Origin of the sequence: Candidatus Halocynthiibacter alkanivorans (genome assembly GCF_003333265.1) — a bacterium.
Lineage (GTDB): Bacteria > Pseudomonadota > Alphaproteobacteria > Rhodobacterales > Rhodobacteraceae > Halocyntiibacter_A > Halocyntiibacter_A alkanivorans.
This window is the reverse complement of the sequence record NZ_QOLB01000089.1, coordinates 1-25937: the sequence shown is the minus strand read 5'-3', so window position 1 is coordinate 25937 and position 25937 is coordinate 1. Positions and strand designations below refer to the sequence as shown.

Below are 25937 nucleotides of genomic sequence, written 5' to 3'. Positions count from 1 at the left end.
TTGAAATGAATATGGACCAAAATATCGTGAGCAAATCTCACTCTGGTGACGCGGTCGTCAAACTGGCGGGCGTGGTCAAAACTTACGGACAGATGAATGCAATCGACAACGTTGATCTGGAAATCCGGCCGCGTGAATTGTTTACGTTGCTTGGTCCGTCCGGGTCCGGCAAAAGCACAATTCTGCGTGCGATTGCCGGTCTCGTTTCTATCGACGGCGGGCAGATACTGATTGAGGGCGACGACGTTGGCGACGTGCCAACATACAAGCGCAACATCGGCATGGTGTTTCAGTCTCTGGCGCTGTTTCCCCATATGTCTGTCTTTGACAATATTGCCTTTCCGTTGCGCATGCGACGGGCGGGCCGCAAAGAGATCACCCGCCGGGTGGCCGAAGCGCTGGATATGGTGCAGCTGCCCAATATTGGCACGCGCAAAGCCCATGAGCTGTCCGGTGGTCAGCAGCAGCGGGTGGCGATTGCGCGGGCGCTGGTCTACAACCCCAGCCTTTTGCTGCTGGACGAGCCGTTTGGCGCGCTGGACAAACGCCTGCGCGAGGAAATGCAGCTGGAAATTGTCCGCCTGCACCGCGAGATTGACGTCACCATTATCAACGTGACCCATGACCAGGTTGAAGCGATGATCCTGAGCGACAGGATCGGGGTGATGAGCGATGGCAAGCTGGTGCAAGTGGCCCAGGGCGAAGATCTGTACCGGCGGCCGGTCAACCGGTTTGTCGCGGATTTCCTTGGCCGTTCCAACTGTATTGACGGCACTATACGCAAGGATGCTGCAGGGACGCAGGTGATCACGCCGGGCGGTGCCGTGTTTACCGTCGATGCGGGTTTTGCCCATATGGAGGGCAAAGCCACCTCCGCGATTGTGCGCGCGGAAGACATCACGCTTTGCGCCGCACGCCCCGATGATGCCGCGCTGACCGGGATTGCCGGCAAGGTGGATCTGCGTCTGTTTGAAGGTGAGGCTGTCTATTATGAGGTGAAGGTCGCCGGGCTGGACTCAGCGGTCCGCGTCGCCAGCAAGAGCGGTGAATTTGCCCCTGGCGCGGAGGTCTGGCTGTCCTGGGCTGTTGACCGTGTCTGGGTGGTCGGAGGCGAAACACATGCGTAACACTGACGTTGCTTTTGGCTGGCGGCTGATTGACGCGGTGATTGCCACCGGTCAGAAGCTGAGGCTGGAAAAACTGTCCAAGGCCAGCCCCTATATCATGGTGGCACCGGCGTTTCTGCTGGTCTCACTGCTGGCGGTGGGGATTTTCTATCTCGGCTGGCTTTCCATCCATTCCTTTGACACGTTCCTGTTTGAGCAGGGGCCGATTTCTACCGAACAGTACCGACGTCTGGTAGAGCCGCCGTCGGGCGAATTTTACCTGAACACGTTGACACGGACCCTTGTCATGTCGTTCCTGGTCACCGGGTTTTCCATGGTTCTGGGCGTTCCTGCAGCGTATTTCATCGTGCGCACTCCCAGCCGGCTGCTGCGTGTGCTGGTGTTGGTGATGATGCTGGTGCCCTTCCTGATGGGCGAGATTGTGCGCACATTTGCCTGGTTTATGATCCTGGCAAACCGCGGCGCGCTTGGCTGGTTCCTCGGGCTGTTTGGCGTTGAGGACGGTGGTATTCTGGGCACGCCATTTGGGGTGTTTGTCGGCATGTTACAGGTGTCTGTGCCGCTTGTTGCGCTGCTGGTGCTGCCGGCGATCCGGCGCATTGATCCCAATCTGGAACGGGCGGCCGCGACACTTGGGGCTTCGCCTGCGCGGATCTGGCGCCATGTTGTGTTGCCGCTGGCTTTGCCGGGCCTGGTCGCCTCTACCGTGGTGGTGCTGCTGCTCAACATCGCTGAATATGACATGCCGGCGATACTGGGCCTGGGAAGATTTCCATTTGTGGCCAATATCATCGGCAATATCTACACGCTGCAACAGAACCTGTACTTGGGCTCCGCCTTCAGCCTGGTGCTGCTGGTGATCTCCTCGCTGCTGATCATGGCGCCCTTTGCTCTGGTGCGGCTCTACTGGCGCTATTTCAAAGAGAGGACATCCTGATGGGTCCGGTTATTCGTCTGATCCTGGCCATTGTCATCGCACTGGTTGCGGTGCCGCTGACCATCGTCATCATTGCCTCTTTCAGTGGCGATGAGCGGCTGATCTTTCCTCCGGGCAGCTATTCTCTGAACCCGTATCGCGCGCTGCTGGGCAATGAGGCGGTGATTGAAGCGCTGGGGCGCAGCCTGATCATTGGCGTGCAGGTGGTGATCATGTCGCTGATTGTCGGGGTGCCGGCCGCCATCGCTCTGGTGCGCCACCAGTTCCGCTTCCGGATCAGCATTGGCATGTATCTGATCCTGGGCGTGGCGACACCGCTGATCGCGTCCGCCTTTGCCTTTCTGGTGCTTTTCACCAATGCAGGCGTACTGGGCGCGCTGTGGCCGATTTCGGTCGGTATCACCGTGGTCAACCTGCCGTTCCTGCTGTTCTCGATCGCTTCCTCTCTGGCGAGCCTGGATCCGCGGCTGGAAGAGGCGGCGGCAACGTTGGGGGCGGAACAGGTGCAGACTTTCCTGTTTGTCACTCTGCCGGGCATCATGCCGGGGATTCTGTCGGGCACCATCATGGTCTTTGTGCTGGGGATTTCAGAGTTTGTGATCTCGCTTTTGCTGTCTACGGTCAGCATTCAGACCCTGCCGATCGCGATGTATGCCAGCCTGCGGGGGCCGCCCCCGCCTGAAGTGGCGGCGGCCGCCGGTCTCTATGTGATCGCAGCGCTGGTGGTGGTGCTGATTCTGACCAGCCTGAAAAGCACCGAGCAGTTCTTTTACCGCTCTGACTGAACAAAAAACGCCAGCCCTGATCCGGGGCTGGCGTTTTTCTTTTGAGCGGGGGCTGCCGCATCCCTGCCCCGCCCCTACCGGGGCTGTCTGCAAATAAATTCAGCACGCTTTAAGCCTGATACGGACATGCGCGGTCAGGACCGCGCCTGAGCCTGGGGAGGTGCCGCGCGCCTTCCCGGGGGAAGGCGCGCGGCCTGGCGATGCCGGTCAAACAGATCGCGTTTCAGGTTACGCCCGACCTGCGGATGCTCAGGTATCCGGATTATTGACCGCCAGGTATTCTGCGGCGTCGATTTTAACGATCCCCTTCAGGCCAAGCGCAGTGCGGTCCGCTTCGCCCAATTGTGCAATCGCCCGTTTCACCGCCGCAAAGATCGCTGACGCATCATTGCCCCTGGCGGTGATCAGCGGCAGACCGGGCGTCGGCGCGGTCCATTCAAGAACGCGCAGGCTGGTGGCAAAGGGTTCATATTCCAACATCAGGCGCCATGTGACCGCATCAAGCGCGGCGATATCTGCGCGGCCGCCGGCGACGGCCATGGCGGAGTTCAGATGCTGTTCAGTATGGAGCCGGTTTTCAAACCACAGCCCTCTGGGGCGGAGATGCCAATAGGGCGCCGCATAGCCCGATTGCGAAAAGCTCTGATTGTAAGCAAACACGGCGTCGCGAAAATCCCCGGCCGATTGGCGGCTGTCCTGTGCCCGCACCACCAGGGCGCTGCGGTAATATCCCGGCGGGCAGTCTGAGATCCCGAAATCAGGCGTGCCGACAAGTTCGACCTTGTCGTGCAGCCAGGTGCGGTACGGCATGCCACAGGTCTGGCTCAGCACCAGCTCCGGATGTTGCCAGACAAAAAACTCTTCCGCCTCCTGCGACAATTGTTCAGGACTGTCGATGCCCGCCTGCCTCAGATTCTGGCGGATCAGCGCCCAATACCGGTTGTGTGCGCCCACCAGTTGCGGGCGTTGATACATCATCAGACTGGCGATCATCATTCAGGACTTTCCATTCTTCCGGGGCAACCCCTGGGGCCCGCTCCGGACGGGACCGGTGCAGAGACTTCATCCGCCACAGCCGGGGTCTTTTCGCAGTATTGTCGCGATTAAGACGGATCGCAACGCGGGTTAGGAAAAAACAAATTCGGCAATGAATGTGTGTCACCCGACACAACAGAGCTGCGGAGTTGGCCAATATAACATCCGGCCGGAAAGAGCTTATGCACCGGACATTGGCTGCGCCTGCGCTTGGGGAAGCGCAACGCGCCGTCCCGGGGGAAGGTCAGGCACAGCCCGGCGAGGCCGGCGAAAAAGACGGATATAGTTTCGATCCGTTTCCCGCTCAGGTGGGAGGGACGGCGCGTCTGTGCAACTTTGTTCCGACGCTGGTGAAAAGCGGAGTTATCCGCATGACCCGCGAAAAAATCCTGCAGACCCGCCCCATATGGCGGGTCCCAATCAAACAAAAACGGGGACGCTTTTGCGCCCCCGTTCACTCCGTCTGCCGGTGACTTACCGGCGCAGGTTTGCTGTTGATTTCGCTTAGTCCAGCGGCGCGTGCAGCCGGGTTTCGCTGGTGATGATGCCGCCGCGGTTGCCGATCTCAATCGAGCCGTAACGTTCTTTGAAACAGGGCGGCAGTTCCCGGTCGCCCTCAACCGACAGCCACAGGCGCAGCAGGTGACGCCGCTTTTCAGGCTCCGGCCAGTCTAGAAAGCCGGTGCGGTCATGCAGTTGCGAGTGGTTGTAGACGAATTGCATATCTCCGGGCTGCAGCTGCATGCCAAAGTTCAATTCCGGGTCATCCGCCAGCGCGTCAAACATATCCAGCGCCTCAATATGGGCCGGGGTGAGACGCATGGCACCGTCAAAGCGTTGGGCGCTGTCGATATACTGGCGCTGATAAAACACCGTCAGCTTGCCGTCGTGCCAGCTGAAGGGCGGGATTTCCATATAGGGTTTTTCGCCTTCAGGCACTTCGCCGCGCCGGTCGGTGGCAATCGGGTCAAACAGCTTTTCCAGCAGGTCGGGGCGTTCCGTCCGCATGCGGTTGTAGATCGACAGTGCCGAGACCAGCATTGATTTGCCGCCCTCTTTGGAATCGCGCAGGCACAGCAGACCGACCACGTCGGCGCTGTCAGTGTGGAAGGATTGGCGCTGTGACGTCTGGTAAATGCGGCTGTTTGGATCATTGGCATCTGAGCCGATGTCGCGCACATGGCCCAGAATATGGCCCTTGGCGTTCTGCGAGCGGGCGCTGCCCAGATGGGCGCCGATACCGCAGAAAATAGTGGCGGCGAATTCCTGGCTGTAGCCCACGGTGGGCAACCCACGAATAACCTCTAAGCCATTGCCATCGATTAACTTTTCTTTCAGCTGAGCCAGATGTTCGCCAAAATGGTTCAGCGGAAAATCAGCGGCAGAAATCTCGCCGATATCGCGCCCCAGTGACAGGTAATGGCGCGCGGCGGTTTCCAGTTCAGCCACATCCGCCGGGGACAGGTGCACCAACCACGCCCCTTCGTTTTGCACCATATCCGGGCCAAGCCAGACCGCCGGGCCGGTGAGTTCAGAAGGTCGATCCGCTGCTGTCGCCATGACTTTTCTCCGTGTGTCGCAATTGCTTTTATGATCTACAGGACATGTATCTCAAAAACTAATGACTGAAAATCATAATGCAGCCAGCTTTCAATCCCACACTTACCGCGCTGCGGGCGCTGCGGCGCGTCGGCGAGACCGGCAGTATCTCCGGCACCGCCGCCGACCTTGGCCTGACGCAATCCGCCATCAGCCGCTCGATTTCAAATCTTGAGCAAAGCGTTGGCCTGACCCTGGTTCAGCGCGGGGTGCGACCGCTGCGCCTTACTGAGGAAGGCCGGCTTGTCGCCGCCCATGCAGAGACGATTGACCGGACGCTGGACACGTTGCGGGACCGCCTGCTGGAGTTAAAGCAGCACAAGGCCGGCAGTCTGACCATCGGCTCATTTGGCGCCAGCGCCTCTGCCCGCATCCTGCCGGCGCGGCTGACGGCCTTTGCCGCGCTGTACCCGCAAATTTCAGTCTGTGTGCGGGAGGCGCCGGACGAGGACACACTGACGGATCTCACCCGGGGCAATATCGATATCGCGGTGCTGTCAGACCCGGGCGAGGCGTTTGACGTGATCCCGGCGGCACCGGACCGGTTGGTGGCGCTGGTGCCGGCGTCAGATCCCCTGGCCGGCGCGGGCGAGTTGAGCGCGGCAGAGCTGGCCGGCCGACCCTTTGTCATGCCGCTTGGCGGCAGTGAGCAGATGATATTGCAGTGGTTTTCCTCCCAGGCTGCCACACCAAAGATCAGCCACAGAATTCTGCAGACCCATTCGATTCTGGCCATTGTCGAAGCGGGGTTGGGCCTCTCGGTTGTCACCGGCCTCTCTTTGCCAACTGAGCTGGGCGTCGTCGCAGCTGTGCCCCTGAAAGCCGCGCCGGTCCGCGATATTGTCTTTGCCCGCAAACACAGTATTCCGGCGTCAAAAGCGGCCGCAACCTTCTGGGACTTCCTCAGCTGAACCGGCTTTTACACCCGCCCGGCACCTGGCCCGGGGCGCTACCGTGGCTTAAGCCAGATTTCAGGCGCTTAAACCGGCGATTCAGCATAGAGTTTGTTGTATTCTCCCGAAATATCGATATTTTAAACCCATGGACACTCACACACGACACTCTTCCGCCCCAGCCCCCGCCCAAGATGTTTCTGCAACTCAGAGGGCCTATCTGGAAATCCGGCGCATGATCGTGGTTGGCGATTTGCAACCTGGCAAGAAGCTCAAAATCGACGGGCTGCGCACGCTGCTGGAAATTGGCGCTTCGCCGATCCGGGAAGCGCTGAGCCTGCTGACATCAGATCAGCTGGTGGAACGCATTGATCAGCGTGGGTTTCGCACCGCCGCAGTGAGCCGGGAAAATTTCAATGACATTCTCAGCCTGCGCTGCACGCTGGAAGAAATGGCGCTGCGCCAGAGCATCGCCAATGCCAGTGAAGCCTGGGAAGATGAGCTGGTGCTGAGCCACCACCGGATGCTGCGTGAAACACGGGACCATATCGAAGGGTTTGAAGCGCGGCACAAAGCCTTCCACATGGCCCTGCTTTCGGCCTCCAGTTCACCGCTTCTGCTGAAGCTGTGCAGTCAGCTTTATGACCTGAACATCCGTTATCGCTATCTGGCCGGAAAATCGCTGAACTACACCAAACGGGATGTCTCCAGCGAACATGATAATATTTTAAGAGCGGCGCTTGAACGCAATGCCGACCAGGCCGCTGAATTGCTGCTCAGCCATTATCGCAAGACCGGCGCATTTCTGACCGGTCTTATTGCCACTTCCGAAGACACCCAGGGCTAAGACACAGGGTTAAGAACTGGGGATTAAAGCCGTGGCTGAGGCGCGGCCCGGAATGTCACAGCTGCGCCTCAGGTGATTGAGCTTATTCGCGGGCGAGGATGAAGTCGAAATCCACCCGGGAATAGTCGCCCTCTACCTTGCCGGACAGTTCAAACCCTTCGGGGAAACTGCCGGCGGGCTGTGGCACAAAATGCATCACCAGATCATCACGCACGCCAAAGACGGTGTCCTGATCGAGATAGGGGTCATCAGCCGCAAACACTTCGGTGACCAGGTTGCGGTGGCCTTCGGAAGACACAATAAAATGCAGGTGTGACGGACGCCAGGGGTGGCGGCCGGCGGCGTTCAGGATTTCCCCGACCGGACCGTCAGAAGGCACGGTATAGCTGACCGGGCGCACGGTGGTGAAGGCGTAGCGGCCATTTTCGTCCGCAGTCATCAGCCCGTGGAAGGAATAGATATCCTGATCCGGGTCCTGGCTGGAATACAGCCCGTTGGGCGCGGTCTGCCAGATGTCGATCGTCGCGCCGGGGATCGCATTGCCCTCTTTGTCGCGCACATGGCCTTCGACCAGGATGACCTCGTCGTCGAAATCCTTGCGCATGTCTCCGCCGATTGCCAGGGGCGGCGCGTCAGAGACGTGGAATGGCCCCAGCACGCTTGAACTGGTGACGTCGGGTTTGGAGTTCACCATATCGACCAGCGAAGACAGGCCCATCACATCCGAGAGCAGTACAAATTCGTTGCGCTCCGGCGTGGTGATCCTGCCGGCCCATTGCATGAGTTCCAGCGCTTTGCGCCATTCGTCATGAGTCAGGCTGACTTCGCGGGTGAAATCATGCAGATGGCGGGCCAGGCTGGTCAGAACCTCGCGCACCCGGGGATCGGTGTCTTCGCCGAGATAGCCGGTAAAGACGTCGGTGATATTTTCGGCTGTTACGTTACGCATGGGACAACTTTCAGTTCAGAATATACAGGCTCAGGGCGGGGAAGCGGATCAGCAGGATCAGCACGACCAGCATGATGCCGGCAAAGGGCAGCGCACCGAGGAAAACGTCTTTCAACGAAATCCGGTCATCATCCAGCGTCGCTTTGATGACAAAGCAGGAGATGCCCAGCGGCGGGGTCAGCAACCCGATTTCCGCGCCGACGACGGTGATGATGCCAAACCAGACCAATGACAGGCCCATGGGTTCAATCAGCGGCAGGAACAAAGGCACCACGATCAGGATAATAGAGGCGGTGTCCAGCAGCGTGCCCAGAAACAGCATCATAACCACATAGATCACCATGATCTGCACAAAGCTCGCGTTGCTGCCGGCCAGCATATCGCCCAGCTCATTGGGCACGCCGGCGAGGCCAAGCATGCGGCTGTAAATCGATGCAGCGGTGATCAGAAACAGGATGGTTGCAGTGATGTGGCCGGTTTCAATCAGCGCGTCCCAAAGCCCGCGCAGCGACATGGAGCGGCGTACAACCGCGATCATCAACCCGGTCAGGGCGCCGGCAGCTCCGGCTTCGACCGGGGTCAGCCAGCCGGTGTAGATCCCGCCCAGCACGATGGTGATCAGACCCAGTGTAGGCAGCATTTTGGAGGCGATTTCACGCCAGGGCATGAATTCATACTCGTCCGCCTTGCGGCCGCCGACAAAATTGGGAAACAGTCGCCCCATCACCCAGATCGAGCCAATATAGGCCACCGCCAGCAGCAGCCCCGGCACCACGCCGGCGAGGAACATATCCCCCACCGATTGTTCGGCGACAAAGGAATAGATGATCAGCATGGCGGAAGGCGGGATAATCATGCCCAGCACGGACGAACCCGCCACCACCCCGACGGCAAAGCGCGGGTTGTAGTCGTTCAGCATCATCTGCGGCACTGAGACTTTGGCGAAGACCGAGGCCGAGGCGATGGAAGAGCCGGTGACCGCAGCAAAAGCCGCATTGGCCCCGACGGTGGCCATGCCGATGCCGCCTTTGACGCGGCGGAATCCGGAGCTCATCACCTCATAGATATCAGAGCCCAGGCCGGCCTTTGAGACCACCAGCCCCATAAAGGTGAACAGCGGCACGGTGGCAAAGGTGTATTCCATCGCGCTGTCACCAGCGGCGATTTTCAGCAGGTTCATCGCCAGGTCGAAATTGTCCCGCATCAGCCAGATAGCGACAAAGGACACCGCCGTCAGAGCGATGGGGATATAGACCCCGAGGTAGATCAGGACAATGATGGCGCCGACCGAGGCCACACCGATTTCAATAGGCGTCATTTGGCGGCCTTTTCATTGCGTGCCGCGTGGTTGCCGTTATCAGCGCCACGTGTTGCCACGACTTTCAGAATGAAGATGAGAGTGCACAGCGCAGCGCTGGCAAAGATGGTCAGTTTGAGCGGCCACCAGGGCGCGACAAACACACCGGGAATGCCGAAATAATCCTGGGTCTGCCACATGTCAGTGAACTCGGGCCAGATGGCGATCGCAATCAGCGACATGATTATGGCGGAGAGCAAATCGATGGCGCGGCGCAGCACCTGGGACACACGCGGAAAACGCGTGTCGAGCAGCAGAAGAAATCCGTCGGACCGGGTCAGCCGGTTCACCCGCACCACGTCCGGCAGTTGCAGGAACACGATCAGTACCATGGAGAACTGAACCACTTCGACGGCACCGCGGAACGGCATATTAAAGATGCCCCGTGCGAAGACATCATAGTTGACCACCGCGACCAGGATCAGAACAACAAGTGTTCCGGTCACATTGGCCACGGTGGCCATCGCATTTGAAACTCTGGTCACGCCCTGGATGGCATTTTGAAGTTTAGTAAGCAAGAAAGTCCCTCCCAGGGCGTGGTTTCAGTTATTTAAGACCGGCGGACCAGTCACGAAGCCCGGTGTATCCGGCAGCTTCCAGTTTCGCGAGATAGGCGTTCAGCATCTCTGAACCCGGCTCGCCTTTTGCTTCCAGATCGGCAGCCCATTCCGCAGCGATATCGGGGATCGCATTGGCCCAGGCGGCGCGGTCCGCATCAGAAAGCGCAACGATTGTGCCGCCGGCGGCGACATAGGCGTCACGGCTGGCTTGTGCGCGGTCCATGGCGATGCCTGCGAGACGGTCGCGGTACTCGACAGCAACCTCCTGAAGCGCTGTTTTCACCTCATCCGGCAGGCTGTCCCAGTAGTCCTGGTTCACAGTGACGGTTTTGGAATTCACCGCGCCGAGATCGGCACGCAGCATATAAGGCGCAACTTCGGCGATCTTGAAGGTTTTGGCCGCCTCAGACCACAGCATGGCGTCATCCACCAGGCCGGTCTGCAGCATGTTGTAGAAATCGGTCAGACCACCGCGCACACCGGCAGCACCTTTGATACCTTCGAGATAGCGCAGGTTCATGCCGGCGCCGGCAACTTTGTCGCCCTCAATATCCGCCAGTGAGGAAACCGGATCTTTGCTGAAGACCTGATAGGTATCAAGCACCACACCGGTGGCCAGATAGACCTGGTTCTGTTTGGCGAACTCGTTCTGAACCGCCGGGAATTCTTTGGCGATTTCATCCACGGCTTTGGCCACCGCACGGGCATCGGCCGCGACAAAAGGAGTCACCGCAGAAATGGCCTGGCTTGGAAGTTTGGAAGAGTGGAAGATGGTGGTGACGATACCGATATCGCCCAGCCCCAGTTTCACGCCTTCCAGCACGCCTTTGGGTTTGACGATGGTGCCGCCATAGCTTTCTTGCCAGTCCATCTGGTAATTGCCGGTTTCGGCAAGGCGCTTGTCCACTTCAGGAATGAAAAAATTGCTGAATTCCTGAACCCAGAGGGCGCGCGCCGGATAACCGTCGATCACCACAGCTTTGATGGTTTCCTGCGCGTAGGCCGGGATCACGGTCAGCCCGGAAAGAGCGACACCCAGTGCCGCAGCTTTTGTCCAATGTTTCATATAGTCCTCCCTGATTTAGTGGGCGAAATTGCCCCGAAATTGGCCCCCATTTTCAGATTCCTTGCTGGAGTCTGTTCCCGGGTGGCCACCTGTTTTGATCGTTACGCTCTCACTTACTTCTGTCCGCCGGCCTCTGGCTATGAGACGCCGGCGGTGTGTTTAGTCCTTGCCGTCGCGTTCACAAAAAACTGCAGACCCGCTCAAACGGGAACCGCGGCAATTTCTGAAACAGCGCGGATTCATCCGCATAACCAAGATTGCAGAGGAAGTTGGATTTCCAGCCGTTCTCCGTAAAGAACTCTTCATCCACAATCGCGTTGGAAAAGCCTGACATGGCGCCGACATCGAGTCCCAGCGCCCGGGCGGCAATCATAAAATAGCCGCCCTGCAAGGTGGAATTGCGAAACGCGGTATCTTCAGCATGTTCCGGTTTGCCCTCAAAATGTGGCCGGCGGTCTTCATGGGGAAACAGGAACGGCAGCTCGGTCCAGAACATCGGGTCATAAGCGATGATCGCGGTGACCGGTGCGTCCATCATCTTGTCGATATTCTTGGCTTTCAGCGATTTCGCCAGCCGTTCTTTGCCTTCCACACTGGAGACAAAGATATAGCGCGCCGGGCAGGTGTTCATGCTGGTGGGACCCGACGCGGTGATGTCGTAAAGCCGGCGCAGGAGCTCTTCAGAAACATGGCGGTCGCTCCAGGCATAATGCGAGCGGGCTTCCCCCAGAATCAGATCAATGGAATCGTCGTCCAACGTGGTTTTGCGGGCACGCAGGTCGCGCACCACCTGCTGGGCGTGATTGCGTGCCTTATCCAGTTCTGCCCCCTGCAATGCCATTACGCTGCTCCTGATTTTGCTGCCATGTTGGCCTCGTCCACGATCGGGCTGGCACAGATGCCAATGCCTTCAATCTCGACTTCAACTGTTTCGCCGGGGCGCAGCCAGCGTGGCGGCTTTTTGGCATGGCCCACACCGGGAGGTGTGCCCATCGCGATCATGTCGCCCGGCTCCAGGGTAGTATACTCTGAAATGGTTTCAATCGCTGCAGTAACCGGCCACATCATGTCGGCAGTATTGGAGCTTTGCAGGATTTCAGTGCCGACGCGGCTTTCGATTTTAAGACCGGAGGCGCCCGCAGGCAGCTCATCAGGGGTCACGACAACAGGGCCAACCGCGCCGGTATTGTCGAAGTTTTTGCCCGGCGTCCACTGATGGGTCTTGCGCTGGTAATCGCGCACAGAGCCGTCATTAAACACGGTGTAGCCAAAGACATGGTCCAGCGCGTCGGCCTGAGAAATGTGGCGGCCGCCCTTGCCGATGATCACCATCAGTTCGACCTCATAGTCGAGGCGTTCGGAACAGGTCGGGCGCACCATCGGCTGACCAGCGGCCATCATCGAATTCTGCGAACGCATGAACAGCGCCGGATAGTCGGGGATCTCGTAGCCGCCCTCTTTGACGTGGTCGATATAGTTCAGACCGAGGCAGACGATTTTGCCTGGCCGGGCGATGGGCAGCGCCGGGGTGATCTCGGCCAGCGCCACAGTGGTACCGGTCATGCCAGTCTGGGTGACCTCTTCCATCAAAGTCGGTGAATTGATCAGCGCCATAAGATCAGAGCCAACGCCTGCGTGGTCAGAACTCAGGTTTCGTGCCCGGTCGCCTTCTACAAGAAAAACGGCCTCAGATGTGCCAGTACGGCCTACAATAAGTCTCATTCGGGGTCCTCGGATATGTTTTTACTATTTTTGACGATTATTTCTGCTATTGTCAAATAATATCGATTTTTTTATTACAACGTCAAACGGAGGCCACTATGCCATCATGGGAAGACTATAAGGTTCAGGCAAAAACTCGCGGCGCGCTGGCGCTGGAACTTTTTGTTGTCGAAACCACGCCGGTGGGCTCGCTGGGCACTGTGCAAGAGAATCTGCCGGCACATCTGCAGTATCAGCGCGACCTCGAATCGGCCGGCAAACTGGCATTCGCCGGACCGCTGTCGGATCTGAGCGGCAATGAAATGCAGGGCTGCGGCATGATTATCTACCGCGCCGATACGATAGAAGAAGCGCGTCAGCTTGCCTCGGATGACCCGATGCACCTCTCCGGCGCCCGCAGCCACACGTTGCGGCGCTGGTTGATCAATGAAGGCTCGCTGTCGCTGAACGTCGGGCTTTCAACCCAATCTGTGACCCTTTCCTGACCCCGGTATCCTTATGCAACACAGCAGTTTCCTCGGCGACATTCTGACAACTTTGTTTGAGCGTCGCCGTTCAACCACCAAATCCGATGACCGGCGCGCCATTTCTGAGATGTGCGACGCGCTCCTGTCCGCCGAGGGAGAAATCTCCGGCCTGAAACTGGCGGCCGCGATCCTGGCCCGCTACCGCCAGCTGGAGCAAGACGAAAAGCTGGAATTTTTCTGCTATCTCAACGATGCGCTGGAATTTGAACCGCAGACGATCGTCGATCTGGCGCTGGTGTATCAGAAGGACGGCTCGCCTGCCGCGTTCAGCGCGTTGAGCAAAGCGTCTGAACCCCGGCGCCAGGAATTGCTGCGCCGGCTCAACCAGCCGCCAGGTGCAACAGCCGAGCTGGTGGCGATGCGCAAGGACCTGATTGACCTGCTGCCCGGCAATGAAGATCTGAAACGCACCGATCTGGATTTTGTGCATTTGCTGCGCAGCTGGTTCAACCGCGGCTTTCTGGTGCTGCGCCAGATCAGCTGGGATACATCCGCCACCATCCTGGAGAAAATCGTCGCCTATGAGGCAGTGCATGCGATTGACGACTGGGAAGATCTGCGCCGCCGGCTTTATCCGCCCGACCGGCGCTGTTTCGCCTTTTTCCACCCCACCATGCCGGATGAACCGCTGATCTTTGTGGAGGTCGCGCTGACCGGCACAATTCCCGGCTCGATCGGCGATCTGTTGACCGACGAGCGGACACATCTGGCCGCTGAAGACACCACAACGGCGGTGTTCTACTCCATATCCAACTGCCAGCGCGGGCTGCACGGGGTGTCATTTGGCAATCTTCTGATCAAACAGGTGGTCTCGGAGCTGAAACAACAGCTGCCGCAGCTGGACAATTTTGTCACCCTGTCGCCGATTCCGGGTTTCAGCCGATGGCTGGGCACACTTGGTGACAATGCGCGTGCCACAGCAATTCTGGCAGGCGAGGCCAGCCCGGCTGAGCTTGAGGAAATGGCGGCGTTCTATTTGCTGCAGGCAAAACGCGCCGACGGGCTTCCGGTGGACCCGGTGGCGCGGTTCCACCTCGGCAATGGCGCGGTCGTTCACAATCTTCACGCCGGTGGCGACACCACGCCAAAAGGGCTCAAACAGTCCGGTGGTGTGATGGTCAACTACCTGTATGACCAGTCTCTGACCGAGCGGAACCACGAAAACTTTGTGACCGACAAACAGGTCGCTGCCAGCAAAGCGGTCAAAAACATGGCCCTGTCTGACAAAAACTCTGCAACTGGAGATCTGACGAAATGAGCAACCCGCTATATGACGCCCTCTTTGAACCCCATAAAAATAATGAGGCGTGTTTCCTGATCACGGATGAAGGCGAGCAGCTCAGCTTTCGCCAGTTTGTCGGCATGGCCGCGCAGATCGCCCATGTTCTGCGCAATGCCGGGGTAAAGCCCGGCGACCGCATTGCGGTGCAGGCTCCCAAACGGGTGGAGACCCTGGCACTTTATGCGGCCTCGGTGCAGACCGGGGCGGTCTATCTGCCGCTCAACACCGGCTATACACTCAGTGAGCTGAGCTATTTCATCTCGGACGCCGCACCGGCACTGGTGATTTGCCAGGACAAGGCCGAAGAGGGACTGTCTCCTGTTGCAAGCGCCGCCGGGGCCGCCCTGCTGACGCTGAACGCCGACGGCACAGGCTCACTGACGGCGCAAAGCAAGGACCAGCCCACCGAATTTGCAACCGCATACCGGGCGCCGGATGATCTGGCGGCATTGCTCTACACCTCCGGCACCACCGGGCGGTCCAAAGGCGCGATGCTGAGCCACGAAAACCTGCTGTCCAACGCCACTGCGCTGGCCGGTCTCTGGCAGATCAGCAGCAGTGACACATTGATCCACGCCCTGCCCATCTTTCACACCCACGGGTTGTTTGTTGCGGTCAACACCTCGCTGATCGCTGGCGCCTGCATGCGCTTTATGAGCAGATTTGACATCGATCAGGTCATCGAGGCCCTGCCCGGGGCGACCACCATGATGGGGGTACCGACCTTTTACACCCGGCTGCTTGCAGATGCCCGGTTCAGCCGCGACATCACCGGATCCATGCGCCTGTTTGTCTCAGGCAGTGCACCGCTGCTGGCGGAAACCCATGAAGCCTTTGAAGAGCGCACCGGCCACCGCATTCTGGAACGCTACGGCATGACCGAAACCAATATGAACACCTCCAACCCGTATGAAGGGGAACGCAAACCCGGCTCTGTCGGATTTCCACTGGCAGGGACTGAGGTGAAGATTGTCGACAGTAACACCGGTGAAGAGATGGAACCTGGCGGGGTGGGCATGATCGAAGTCCGGGGCCCCAACGTGTTCAGCGGCTATTGGAACATGCCGGAAAAAACCGCGGAAGAGCTGCGGGTTTCGGGCTTTTTCATCACCGGTGACCTGGGTCAGATTGACGCCGAGGGTTATCTGTCCATTGTCGGGCGCGAAAAAGATCTGATCATTACCGGCGGTTACAATGTCTATCCGATCGAAGTGGAAGACGAGATCAACCAGGTGAGTGGCGTGGTGGAATCGGCAGTGTTTGGCGTGCCACATGGCGATTTTGGCGAGGCGGTCATCGCGGCGGTGGTCACCGCGCCGGGCGCGACGCTGGACACCGCAGAGCTGTCTCAGATCGTCTCGGAACGACTGGCCCGGTACAAACACCCGAAACGCTATGTATTTGTGGCTGAACTGCCGCGCAATACCATGGGCAAAGTGCAGAAAAATCTGCTGCGCGAGACCTGGGCCAATCTGCTGTCAGAACCGGTGTGAACCGGCGGGTCCGGGCGCAGGGCTGCGGGCTGAGGGCTGCGGGCTGAGGGCTGAGGGCAAAGCTGCGGCAGCCCCGGTCTGCGGCTCTCGTTGATCTCCACCGCGCGCGATCCCGGATGCCACAGCTGAGTGACGGCGCGGGTGTCCGGCCTGAAGCCAGGTCAGCGTAAGTGCGGGCCGGGGTGCCCGGCCTTAGGGCGGGTGTGTCCGGTCTGGCTGCAGGCGTGCGTGTCCGGCCTGAGTGCGGGCGGGCGCACGTCCAAACCCGGGTGCCCGGCCTGGGTCGTTGCGCCGCAGGACAACTCAACTCCGTGCGACAGCACAGGGCACGGGTCAGTGCAGAGCACCGGTTCAGCGCGGGGCGTAAGCCACGCTGGCCCCCTGCGCCACGACGGCCGCCCCGCCACCGCCGTCCCGTTTTTTTTTGCGGGGCGGCCACGTTCTGCAGGCGCACTCAGATGTGCGCACGCTCACGCCGGCTCAGGAATAAGCCAGCGTCAGCTGTTCTGTTTGATGTAGCGGGTGAAAGCAGCCAGGGTTTCGTCGCTGACATGGTGCTCGATACCTTCGGCGTCATGCTCGGCCACCTCCGGGCTAATGCCCAGCGTGGTCAGAAAAGCCACCACGGTGCGGTGGCGTTTTTCACAGTCCACTGCCAGCACCTGCCCCTCTGCAGTGAGAAACACCGAGCGATAGGGTTCATGGGTGACCAGCCCGTCGCGTTTGAGCCGCGCGAGGTTTTTGGTCACCGTTGGCTGCGACACGCCAAGCCGGCGGGCGATATCAACCGGACGCGCTTCGCCGCTTTGCGCGATCAGTTCTGCAATCAGTTCCACATAATCTTCCGCCATTTCGCTCTGATGCGCCTGACGCACGGACTGAAACCCGTCTGTCTGCGGAAGCCGGGTATTGCGGTTATTCTCGGGTCTCACACTGTCCACCACTATCTCCGGCCAGGTATTTTCGGGAAATCCCACTTTTAAACTATAGGCGGCGCTTGACAAGAGCTTAGCCGATGCGTCACAAGTTAGCCGAAGCTAAGTTTGCCCTGCCCCTATGGAATCATACCCCATGCGCCGTCTGTCACTTGCCCTTCTGCTCTGCGCCGCCCCGGTGGCCGCAACCGCCACCCCCGCCAAGGAAGCCCCCTGGTTGCCCGAAGCCGCCGCGCTGCGGCTGACCCAGTTCATGGGCAATCTGATCCCAATGCCCTGGGACGATCTGGCCGCCGCCTGGCAGGCGCCGGTCGCCGCGGCTGCCACGCCCGAAGCAGCGCTGAGCCGCCTTGCTGAAAGCGACGCCAGGGCGATCCGCGAGGCGCTTGCCGCCCGGGACCGCCAGGCACTGTTTGCCGCCACCACCCGCGCCATCGCCCGCGACATTCTGCTTGAGCTCGACAACGCCTCCGCTGCGCTGCTGGCCGAAGGTGCCAAACCTGATCTGCTGGAAGCCCAGGCGCTGTACCGCGCCTTTGAAGACGGCATCAAAGCCGCCGACCCCGCCGCCGCACGCACGCTGGGCCTTGCCTGGCTTGAGCTGATGAACAGCACCGGGTCTGCCGGCGTTCTAGGCGCCGGTCAGGTTGCGGTGGATGAAGCCCAGTTCAACGCTGCCCGCGAGGTCATCGTCGCCTATATCCGCGAAAACTACGACCCCGAAGCCTTTGCGCCACGTGACAGGCTGAGCCCGGTGCCCGAGTCGGTCTACCTGACCGGTGCGGACGTCACCGTGCCCACCACCGTGCCGCCGGGCAGCAATTTCCTTGAACAGCAGCCGATGCCGCGCCTGGTGTTGCAGTTTGAAGAAGCCGGTGGTGATGAGGCCGACCTGCCGCTGGTGGCTTTTGGGGATATGCTGTTTGACAGCCCGGAAATATTTAGTGGTCCGGCGCGTGACCTCGGCATAACCTGCAGCGCCTGCCACAACCGCAGCGATGTGAACCGCGACTTTTTCATTCCCGGCATCACCACCCATGCTGGTGGCCTTGATGTGGACAGTTCGTTCTTCAACCCGATGTTTGACGACCGCAAAATGGACCCGGTTGATATCCCAAGCCTGCGCGGCATCCGCTTTACCGGCCCCTATGGCCGTGACGGGCGCGAAGCCAGCCTGCGCGACTTTACCCGCAACGTCATCGTCAAAGAGTTTGCCGGCGCAGAGCCGACACCCTTTATCCTGGATGCGCTGATTGCCTATATGCGCGAATTTGACTTCCTGCCGAATTCAAAACTGAACCGCGACGGCAGCCTGAGCGACCTGGCGTCCGACGCAGCAGTGCGCGGTGAAGTGCTGTTCAACCAGTCATTTGCCGGGCTCGACGGTCAGTCCTGCGCCACCTGCCACACGCCGAGCAACAAGTTCCGCGATGGTAAAGTCTATGACATCGGCAGCGCCAACCCGCCATTCCCGGGCGGCACAGCGACGCTGTTTGAAACCCCGACCCTGCTGAACGTCAACTATACTGCCCCCTATTTCAATGACGGGGCGCTGCCGACACTGGCCAGCGTGGTGGATTGGTTTGACGACACCAAATCGCTCGGCCTGAATGCAGAGCAGCGCTCTGACCTGACCGCTTATGTGATGGCGGTTGGCTACGGCGATGACCCCTGGCAGGAGTTTGACGACAGGAACACGCCGTTCCGTCTGAACTATGAAGAGCTGACCACATTTGCCACCACCATGGACACGTTCCTGCCGATGAAAGACCAGTTCAACATTGCGCTGCTGGTGGACACGGTGGCACCGGATCTGGCGGCGGATGCCAGCCTGATGTCCAACCAGTCGGCCAAACCGGATGTGTACCAGCTTGCGGGTCTGCTGCGCGCCGCCGGTGATGCCGCTGCCCTTGGCGACTGGGCCGCTGCAAACGACAATTGGCAGGCGTTCAAGACCCTGCAATCTGAAATCGACGCGAGGATGTACTGATGCTGTCACGCCGCTTGTTTCTCTCTCTGGCCACGGCCGCCAGCCTGGCCCTCACCCCGCTCGCAGCTGCAGCAGGTAAAAATACCCTGACGCTGGCGTTCATCCCGCAGGAAAACCCGGAAAAGCTGCTCGGTGACATTGAGCAGATCACCGGCTGGCTCAGTGAACAGCTGCAGGTGCCGGTCAAAGGGTTTGTCACCTTTGACCACGCCGCCGCGGTTGAGGCGCTGCGCAACGGCGATGCTGACATTTCCTTCATGGGAGCGCTGCCTTACGTGCTGGCCGAAGCGGAAATCGGCGCCGAGGCGCTGGTATCTGAGGTCTACCGTGGCAAAGCAAGTTATGCCGGCCGCATCTTTGTGCGCAAAGACAGCGGCATCAAAACGCTCGCTGATCTGCGCGACCGCGACATCGCATTTGCCGATCCGATTTCGGAGTCAGGTTATCTCTACCCGCTGAACTTGTTTGTAGAAGAAGGGCTGGTGACTTCGGCCAGTGACGCGGATGAGTTCTTTGGCCGCAGCTTTTTTGCCGGTGGTTATCAGCAATCGATGCAGGCAATGGCATCTGGTCTTGTAGATGCCGCCGGCTCCAGCCAATATGCCGATCTGTTGCTAAGCCCTCAGCAGCAATCAGAAATCACCTGGATTGCGGAATCGGAACAGATCCCCAGCCATGTGGTGCTGGCGCGCAAAGGGCTGAGCGACAATATGAAAACACGTTTTACTGAGGTTCTGATGTCGCTGAACAGTCCGGAAAACAAGTCGCTGCTGGCCTATCTCTATGGTCCCGACGGCTATGTGATTGCCGACAATGCCGCCTATGACGGTGTGCGCGCGACTGCCAGGGAATACGGCCTGCTGAATTGACCACAGCCCGAACGCCTGCACTGCACCTGAACAAGGTCAGCTATCGCCATCCCGGCGACACCGCATCTGCACTGGATGCGGTGTCGCTGTCTGTGGCCCCTGGCGAAGTTGTGGCGGTGCTTGGCCCGTCTGGTGCGGGTAAATCCACCCTGCTGGCGCTGCTTGACGGGCAGTTGCCGGGCTGGGCGGGTGCGGCGTCTGTGCTGGGCCATGCGCTGCAGCCGGAGCGCGCCCTGCCCCGTCATCTGCGCCCGGACACCGGTTTCATATTTCAGGATCTCGGGCTGGTGGACCGCGCGAGCGCGCGCCAGAACGTGTTGAACGGACGGTTGGGCCGCACCCCGGCAGCGGCCTCGCTGTTCGGGCGTTTTACCCTGGACGACCACCAGGCCACCGACCAGGCGCTGCAGGATTGCGGCATCGCGGATCTGGCTGGACGGCGCGCTGATCAGTTGTCAGGTGGCCAGCGTCAGCGGGTCGCCATTGCCCGTTGCCTGGCGCAACAGCCAAAGCTGATTCTGGCCGATGAGCCGGTCAGCAGTCTTGACCCCACCCGTGCCGACAGCCTGATGCGGCTGATCACCAGTCTTGCGCGCGACCGTGGCGCCAGCGTGGTGTTCAGCTCGCACCAACCCGACATTGCCCGCCGTTTTGCCGACCGCATTGTCGGGCTGCGTGCCGGGTGCATTGCGTTTGATACCAGCGCGGCCGGTCTGAATGAGGCGCAGATCGCCGGGCTCTATGCCGAAGCTGCCGTTGCACCCGCAGCCCAGCCGCTGCCCGACACAGGAGTCGCCTGATGCGCAGTCTCTGGCCCGCCATTCTGATCGCTGCCGCTGTGCTCTGGGCCGGAGCCAGCGCCGATATCGATCTGTCGAAACTGGCCGCGTCCGGGCCACGCATGGCGGATTTCCTGTCACGTATGTTTCCGCCGGACCTGAGCATCATGCGGGAAATGGGGCGTGGTCTCGCTGAGACGCTGCGCATCGCCATTCTCGGCACGCTCGGCTCGGTGATCCTGTCGGTGCCGCTGGGCATTATGGCCGCCGAAACGATATCGCCGGCCTGGGTTTTCCGTCCCACGCGCGCCGCGCTGGCGCTGATCCGCGCCATCCCGCTTATTCTGGTGGCGATGCTGATGGTGGGCGCAGTTGGCCTTGGACCGCTGCCCGGCATTCTGGCGATCACCTTCCACGCCACCGGCATGCTGGCCAAGTTTTACGCCGAGGCGATCGACGGGGTTGCCCCTGGCCCGGTGCTTGCGCTGGACAGTATTGGCGCCACCCGGCTGCAACGGCTGCGCTTTGGCATCTGGCCGCAAATGGCGCCGGTGATCCTGCGCGACACCGTGTTCCGATTTGAGCTGAACCTGCGGGAAAGCCTTATTCTGGGCATCGTGGGTGCCGGCGGTATCGGGTTGTCGGTACAGACCTATGTGCGCTCGTTCCAGTATGACAAAGCCGCCACCGTCACCATCGCCATTGCGGCGCTGGTGGTGCTTATTGAACTGCTGAACAACCTGCTGCGCAAGCGGTTTTCCTGATCCGCGCGCTGGACGCTACTGCTTTGGAGTGAAGGGGTTTTCCGGCTGTTCGCCAGTACCAAACCGGTCGGTCAGCGGCGTCAGAAACTCTTCATAGCGACGCCACTTCTCAGAACTGCCCTGATACATCGGCTGCCGGACCTGAGCGGTTGAAACGGTTTTCACCGCCCGGCGTGAGCGGTGGAACTGCAGGCACTGCTCTTCCCAGGTCAGGCCGACCCAGTCCACAAGTTCCCGGCTTTGTTGCTCCTGATTGCGGGTCAGTTCTTCGTAGCTTTGATGGCGGATCCGGCCCGGGAACACCTGTTCCCAATGTGCCATCCACTCCAGATACAGGTCGTAATAGGCCACCAGGTCATTCAGATCCTGGGCATAGGTATGTTTTTCCACTGAGAATGAACTCTTGAAAATGGACCAGCACACGGCCCGCGGGTCCCGCTGCATATGAATAATTTTCGCCTCAGGAAAAGCTGAAAGTATATGGCCAACCCAGCGAAAATTATGCGGCATCTTATCGGTCACCAACGGCTCCCGCGTATCAAATTTATTGAGCCCCGCCAGGTAGCTGCCCCTCAGAACCTGCGCCCGACCGGCGTCAAACAGGCGATTGTCCAGACCGGTTTTCTCGACCGCTTTCCCCATAAACGCCAATTCACCGCCGCCAAAAATCTGCGAATGGCAACTCAGGATTTGTTCCACCAGGCTGGTACCCGACCGTGGCATTCCCAGAATAAACACCGGTGTTTTTTCATCAGGGATTGACACATAGGGCAATGCGGGCGCCGCGGACCCGGGGGCTGACGCGGCCAGAGAAAAGCTTTGTGGGAAACCGCCACGGACGATGTCAAAAATCGTCCGTTCAAACGCATAATCAAAATGCTGAGTTTCTTTGTGGACCCGGTTCCTTTGAGCAAAAAAGTCAAAGGCTTCTGCGTAATGTCCCTGTTTCTCAGTTATGCGCCCTAAAGCAGAACACAATTTTGCCCGGTCCTTATTGCTCAACGAGGGCTGCAGCAACAAAGAACGCATTTTGCCCACCTGTGGGTCTTCGGGCTGAAAATCTTTCAGGTTGCTCAGCCCGCCATAAGCGCTTGCCAGGTTGGGTTTAAGTTCGCAGGCTTGTTCAAAGGCTGCAATCGCCTGTTCCGTGCGGCCAAGGCTGGTCAGGACGAATCCGAGCAGCACCCACACGTCCGCATCACCGGGTAAAAGTTCCAGCGAGCGGTTCAGGCTTTCAGCAGCTTTTTCCGCCTGCGCGAGATCACGATACACCGTGCCAATATTCTTGTGCAACTCGCCGTCATCCGGGGTGATCGCCAATGCTTTACGGAAAGCTTCTGCCGCGTCTTCAAGCCGCGACAGCCCGACGAGGGATGCCCCGGTCAGATTATACAGAATCGCGACGGGAAAATGTTCAACAAGCCGGCTTGCCTGTTCAACGACGACGTCAAACCGGCCCTTCTGGTACAGGCCTGTCAGCCCTTTGACCAGGTCCTGCAGCACAGTGTCCTGACTGTCAGCCGCTGCGCCGGCATCCGTTTGTTGTGTCCGTTTTAAATCCGCAAGTCCCTGTTGCGCCCGTTTGTTTGCCGGAAAATCATCCAGTATCGAACGGTAGAGCTGACCGGCCTGCTCCGGTGCGCCCGAACGGGCCAGGCGTTTCGCATTTGACAGGGTCTGGGCAACGGACAAGGCTTCGCCTCCGGGATAAGTTTCGCTGGCCTCCTGACTAGCACCACCCCCCTGGAAACTGGTTAACAAAACTGTTTGCCCGGTTCTTATAAAACGCGGCGCAAAAAATCCCGTGTGCGGTTTTTTTCCGGGGCGCCGAAGATCTGTTCTGCGGGGCCTTCTTCCAGGATCACACCCTTGTCGAGGAAACAGACCTTGTCGGCCACTTCACGGGCGAATTTCATCTCATGGGTGGCGAGGATCATCGTCATGCCCTGCTGGCGCAGCTGGCGCAAGACATCCAGCACCTCGCCCACCAGCTCCGGGTCCAGCGCCGAAGTGATTTCGTCCAGCAACATGATCTCCGGCTCCATCGCCAACGCCCGCACGATGGCGACACGCTGCTGTTGCCCGCCCGAGAGCTGATCGGGATAGCTCTGCATCCGGTCGGCAAGGCCAAAGCGTTCAAATAGGGTTTCGACCCGCGGCCGCAACTCTGCGCGGCTGAGGCCGTGCACCCGGCGCGGCGCCAGCATCACGTTTTCAACCGCCGTCATATGCGGGAACAGGTTGAAGCTCTGAAACACGATACCAATGCGCTGACGTACCGGTTGCGGGTCCAGTCCGGGTTTGGAGATGTCAGCGCCATCGAGCAGGATCATGCCCTCATCGATGTCCTCGAGCAGGTTAATACAGCGCAACAGCGTTGATTTTCCGGATCCGGACGCGCCGATCAGACAGATGGTCTCGCCTTCATTCACTGTCAGATCAATGCCATGGCACACTTTTTGCGCCCCAAAGCTTTTGTGCACATTCTTCAGGCGCAGCTTTTCGTTCACTACATTCAGCTCCGCTGTTTTTGTTGTCTGGCCAACATCCGGTCGGCAAACCGCGTTGCCGGGATGGTCACCACCAGGAAGATCACCGCCGCCGCCACATAGGGGGTGAAATTGGCATAAAGAGATTTATACACGCCGGCCTGGCGCAGGATTTCCACCGGGCCGATGAACGACAGCAGCGCCACGTCTTTTTGCAGCGCGATCAGCATGTTCATATTGGCCGGCGCCACCCGGCGCACCGCCTGAGGCAGCACCACATCGCGCATCACATGCCAGTCGGACAGGCCCAGCGAGGCCGCAGCAGAACGCTGCGACGCGTGTACAGAGTCGATGCCGGAGCGGAAAATTTCGGCCACATAAGCCGAATAGGTCAGGATCAACGCCAGAGAGCCCCAGATATAAGGGCTGTTCCAGGGCCGTGGCAGTCCCAGCCCGGGCACCCCAAAACCGATCAGATAGACGATGAGGATCACCGGCACGCCGCGAAACACATCGGTATAAAGCGCGCCAAACAGCCGCAACGGATAGAGCGCCGGCGCACGCGCATCCCGGCACAGAGCGATGGCCAGCCCCCAGAGCGCGATCAGCGGCGCGCACCACAGGAAGATGGCCACATCCAGCACAAAGGCGCGCAACAGAACCGGGAAGGATTTGGCGAAAATCTCCGCGTTGAAAAAGCTCTTTTGCACCGCCGCCCAGCCCGGGCTCAGCGGGATCAGCAACAGCAGCAATGAAATCGCGGCCGCCGTGCTGGCCGCCGCGATGAAGATACTGCGCCGGCGCGCACGCCGGTTGTAGTCTTGTCTTGGAGTCAGCATTGCACTCTTACTTGATAATCGGAACACCAGTGGTTTCCTGCAGCCAGGCTGCTTCCAGCGCGGCGAGGGTGCCATCAGAAGTCATCGCGGTGATTGCGGTGTCAACACAGGATTTGAGCGCATTGCCTTTCTCCATCAGCAGACCAAAGCGATCCGGGTTCTGGCTGCGCTCCGGCGGGAACTGCCCCAGGATCACCCCATCGTCCAGCACCACTGCCCCGAGGTAGAGCGCGGTCGGCAGATCAAACAGGGCGGCATCAACCTGGTTGGCTTTCATCGCCGCCACCACATCGGTGTTGTCATTATAGAGCAGCGGAGCGGATGTCGGTGCAATCAGGTCCTGCAGCATTGGCAATGCGGTGGTGCTCGCGTCCGCGCCCCAGATCACACCTTTCAGCGAGGCCATATCGGCCGTGATGCCGGCATCAACCGCAGATTGGCGGGTCAGAACCGCCATCGCCGCGGTATAATAGGGCACTGAAAAATCAACCACCTGCTCGCGCTCAGCAGTGATCGAGAACTGTTGCAGGTTGAAGTCGAAGTTCTTCAGGCCTGGCTGGATCGATTCATCAAAGGAGGACGCGACCCAGGCCACGTTTGCCGCATCAAAACCCATCCGTGCCGCGATCTCATAGGCCACCGCCGCTTCAAAGCCCTTGCCGGATGCGGGGTCATTGTCCATCACCCAGGGGAAATAGGCCGGATTAGAAGTCGCAATGGTCAGCACCCCCTCGTTCAGGGTTTTGCCATCGGAACACCCGACCTGGGCGGTGGCAGCGCCGGCATTCAAAACAAGACCAAAACTCAGTGCCATAACACCGGCTGAAGACGTCAAATTCATGGCAATTCCTCTAAGTCGTTTTTCAATATGCCACAGCATGACAATAGCGCGACTGTTGTCCAGACAATTTTGCATTTGTCGTTGCATTCTACGCAGTTGCAACTGTGGGTGGCACTGGCGCGTGGCAGGACCACGACGACCCGGGGAAACCCCGCGCAGAAATCATCGGCCCCAGCCGGAATTCATCTGCCCGGGGAACCCTTCTGCCCCCGCCCACCCTACAGTTGTAGGAAGCGCCGGATACAAGCATAT

Annotated in this window: 25 protein-coding genes; 12 read left to right on the top strand and 13 right to left on the bottom strand. The window is 59.6% G+C overall.

Features of this window, described 5'->3' with window-relative positions:
- The first annotated feature begins 5 nt into the window (after positions 1–5).
- From DWA01_RS10380 to DWA01_RS10370, 3 genes are read left to right on the top strand one after another with little or no spacing between them, the layout of a single operon-like run.
- The gene (locus DWA01_RS10380) at positions 6–1127 is read left to right on the top strand and encodes an ABC transporter ATP-binding protein (protein WP_160116006.1); all 1122 of its coding nucleotides are present in this window, start codon (positions 6–8) and stop codon (positions 1125–1127) included.
- Positions 1120–2064 (top strand): ABC transporter permease, encoded by a 945-nt coding sequence (locus DWA01_RS10375; RefSeq protein WP_114285767.1) that lies wholly within the window; start codon positions 1120–1122, stop codon positions 2062–2064. Before DWA01_RS10380 ends, DWA01_RS10375 begins: the two co-directional genes overlap by 8 nt.
- Positions 2064–2849 (top strand): ABC transporter permease, encoded by a 786-nt coding sequence (locus tag DWA01_RS10370; protein WP_114285766.1) that lies wholly within the window; start codon positions 2064–2066, stop codon positions 2847–2849. The genes DWA01_RS10375 and DWA01_RS10370 overlap by 1 nt, the downstream gene beginning before the upstream one ends.
- A 249-nt stretch (positions 2850–3098) precedes the next feature.
- Here DWA01_RS10370 and DWA01_RS10365 read toward each other — a convergent pair whose 3' ends face one another.
- Both DWA01_RS10365 and DWA01_RS10355 read right to left on the bottom strand, forming a co-directional pair.
- Complete coding sequence (locus DWA01_RS10365; protein ID WP_336470003.1) at positions 3099–3845, bottom strand: phosphate/phosphite/phosphonate ABC transporter substrate-binding protein; 747 nt, start codon at positions 3843–3845, stop codon at positions 3099–3101.
- 543 nt (positions 3846–4388) lie between these two features.
- A complete protein-coding gene (locus DWA01_RS10355; protein WP_114285764.1) occupies positions 4389–5444 on the bottom strand; it encodes a TauD/TfdA family dioxygenase in 1056 nt (351 codons plus the stop codon).
- 77 nt (positions 5445–5521) lie between these two features.
- Here DWA01_RS10355 and DWA01_RS10350 point away from each other — a divergent pair, with 77 nt between their 5' ends.
- Together DWA01_RS10350 and DWA01_RS10345 are read left to right on the top strand one after the other, a co-directional pair.
- A complete protein-coding gene (locus tag DWA01_RS10350; protein ID WP_114285763.1) occupies positions 5522–6394 on the top strand; it encodes a LysR family transcriptional regulator in 873 nt (290 codons plus the stop codon).
- Between the two features lie 130 nt (positions 6395–6524).
- The gene (locus DWA01_RS10345; protein WP_114285762.1) at positions 6525–7223 is read left to right on the top strand and encodes a GntR family transcriptional regulator; all 699 of its coding nucleotides are present in this window, start codon (positions 6525–6527) and stop codon (positions 7221–7223) included.
- An 82-nt stretch (positions 7224–7305) separates the two neighbouring features.
- On the opposite strand, the gene DWA01_RS10340 is transcribed toward DWA01_RS10345, so the two are convergent.
- The 6 genes from DWA01_RS10340 to DWA01_RS10315 all read right to left on the bottom strand — a co-directional run bounded on the left by DWA01_RS10340 (position 7306) and on the right by DWA01_RS10315 (position 12877).
- Entirely contained in the window at positions 7306–8172 is an 867-nt protein-coding gene (locus DWA01_RS10340) for a dioxygenase family protein (protein ID WP_114285761.1), read from the bottom strand.
- A gap of 10 nt (positions 8173–8182) precedes the next feature.
- Positions 8183–9490, bottom strand: coding sequence for a TRAP transporter large permease (locus DWA01_RS10335; protein WP_114285760.1), 1308 nt, complete (start codon positions 9488–9490; stop codon positions 8183–8185).
- The gene (locus tag DWA01_RS10330; RefSeq protein WP_235008512.1) at positions 9487–10047 is read right to left on the bottom strand and encodes a TRAP transporter small permease subunit; all 561 of its coding nucleotides are present in this window, start codon (positions 10045–10047) and stop codon (positions 9487–9489) included. The genes DWA01_RS10335 and DWA01_RS10330 overlap by 4 nt, the downstream gene beginning before the upstream one ends.
- Before the next feature lie 28 nt (positions 10048–10075).
- On the bottom strand, positions 10076–11155 hold the full coding sequence (locus tag DWA01_RS10325; RefSeq protein ID WP_114285758.1) for a C4-dicarboxylate TRAP transporter substrate-binding protein: 1080 nt from the start codon (positions 11153–11155) through the stop codon (positions 10076–10078).
- 178 nt (positions 11156–11333) lie between these two features.
- Positions 11334–11996 (bottom strand): malonic semialdehyde reductase, encoded by a 663-nt coding sequence (locus tag DWA01_RS10320; RefSeq protein ID WP_114285757.1) that lies wholly within the window; start codon positions 11994–11996, stop codon positions 11334–11336.
- Entirely contained in the window at positions 11996–12877 is an 882-nt protein-coding gene (locus DWA01_RS10315; protein ID WP_114285756.1) for a fumarylacetoacetate hydrolase family protein, read from the bottom strand. Before DWA01_RS10315 ends, DWA01_RS10320 begins: the two co-directional genes overlap by 1 nt.
- Before the next feature lie 98 nt (positions 12878–12975).
- Here DWA01_RS10315 and DWA01_RS10310 point away from each other — a divergent pair, with 98 nt between their 5' ends.
- The 3 genes from DWA01_RS10310 to DWA01_RS10300 are packed head-to-tail and all read left to right on the top strand — an operon-like array spanning position 12976 to position 16179.
- The gene (locus DWA01_RS10310; RefSeq protein WP_114285755.1) at positions 12976–13362 is read left to right on the top strand and encodes a YciI family protein; all 387 of its coding nucleotides are present in this window, start codon (positions 12976–12978) and stop codon (positions 13360–13362) included.
- 13 nt (positions 13363–13375) lie between these two features.
- Complete coding sequence (locus DWA01_RS10305) at positions 13376–14662, top strand: malonyl-CoA decarboxylase (RefSeq protein ID WP_114285754.1); 1287 nt, start codon at positions 13376–13378, stop codon at positions 14660–14662.
- Positions 14659–16179 (top strand): malonate--CoA ligase, encoded by a 1521-nt coding sequence (locus DWA01_RS10300; RefSeq protein WP_114285753.1) that lies wholly within the window; start codon positions 14659–14661, stop codon positions 16177–16179. Before DWA01_RS10305 ends, DWA01_RS10300 begins: the two co-directional genes overlap by 4 nt.
- Positions 16180–16676: 497 nt before the next feature.
- Here DWA01_RS10300 and mntR read toward each other — a convergent pair whose 3' ends face one another.
- Positions 16677–17111, bottom strand: a complete 435-nt coding sequence (mntR, locus tag DWA01_RS10295; RefSeq protein WP_235008511.1) for a manganese-binding transcriptional regulator MntR — start codon at positions 17109–17111, stop codon at positions 16677–16679.
- A gap of 139 nt (positions 17112–17250) precedes the next feature.
- Between mntR and DWA01_RS10290 the strand changes: the two genes are divergently transcribed.
- Genes DWA01_RS10290 through phnE form a run of 4 tightly spaced genes read left to right on the top strand, consistent with a single transcriptional unit; the run spans position 17251 to position 21516 of the window.
- Positions 17251–19104 (top strand): cytochrome c peroxidase, encoded by a 1854-nt coding sequence (locus DWA01_RS10290; protein WP_114285805.1) that lies wholly within the window; start codon positions 17251–17253, stop codon positions 19102–19104.
- The gene (locus tag DWA01_RS10285; RefSeq protein ID WP_114285752.1) at positions 19104–19973 is read left to right on the top strand and encodes a phosphate/phosphite/phosphonate ABC transporter substrate-binding protein; all 870 of its coding nucleotides are present in this window, start codon (positions 19104–19106) and stop codon (positions 19971–19973) included. Before DWA01_RS10290 ends, DWA01_RS10285 begins: the two co-directional genes overlap by 1 nt.
- Complete coding sequence (locus tag DWA01_RS10280; protein WP_235008510.1) at positions 19970–20773, top strand: phosphonate ABC transporter ATP-binding protein; 804 nt, start codon at positions 19970–19972, stop codon at positions 20771–20773. The genes DWA01_RS10285 and DWA01_RS10280 overlap by 4 nt, the downstream gene beginning before the upstream one ends.
- Positions 20773–21516 (top strand): phosphonate ABC transporter, permease protein PhnE, encoded by a 744-nt coding sequence (gene phnE, locus DWA01_RS10275; RefSeq protein ID WP_114285751.1) that lies wholly within the window; start codon positions 20773–20775, stop codon positions 21514–21516. The genes DWA01_RS10280 and phnE overlap by 1 nt, the downstream gene beginning before the upstream one ends.
- Positions 21517–21531: 15 nt before the next feature.
- Here phnE and DWA01_RS10270 read toward each other — a convergent pair whose 3' ends face one another.
- From DWA01_RS10270 to DWA01_RS10255, 4 genes are all read right to left on the bottom strand, one after another.
- Positions 21532–23208: a tetratricopeptide repeat-containing sulfotransferase family protein gene (locus DWA01_RS10270; protein WP_160116005.1), complete on the bottom strand. Its 1677-nt coding sequence runs from the start codon at positions 23206–23208 to the stop codon at positions 21532–21534.
- 86 nt (positions 23209–23294) lie between these two features.
- The gene (locus tag DWA01_RS10265) at positions 23295–24026 is read right to left on the bottom strand and encodes an amino acid ABC transporter ATP-binding protein (protein WP_272867852.1); all 732 of its coding nucleotides are present in this window, start codon (positions 24024–24026) and stop codon (positions 23295–23297) included.
- Positions 24027–24031: 5 nt separating this feature from the next.
- Positions 24032–24844, bottom strand: coding sequence for an amino acid ABC transporter permease (locus tag DWA01_RS10260; RefSeq protein ID WP_114285748.1), 813 nt, complete (start codon positions 24842–24844; stop codon positions 24032–24034).
- A 7-nt stretch (positions 24845–24851) separates the two neighbouring features.
- Positions 24852–25685 (bottom strand): ABC transporter substrate-binding protein, encoded by an 834-nt coding sequence (locus DWA01_RS10255; protein WP_114285747.1) that lies wholly within the window; start codon positions 25683–25685, stop codon positions 24852–24854.
- Positions 25686–25937: the final 252 nt, after the last annotated feature.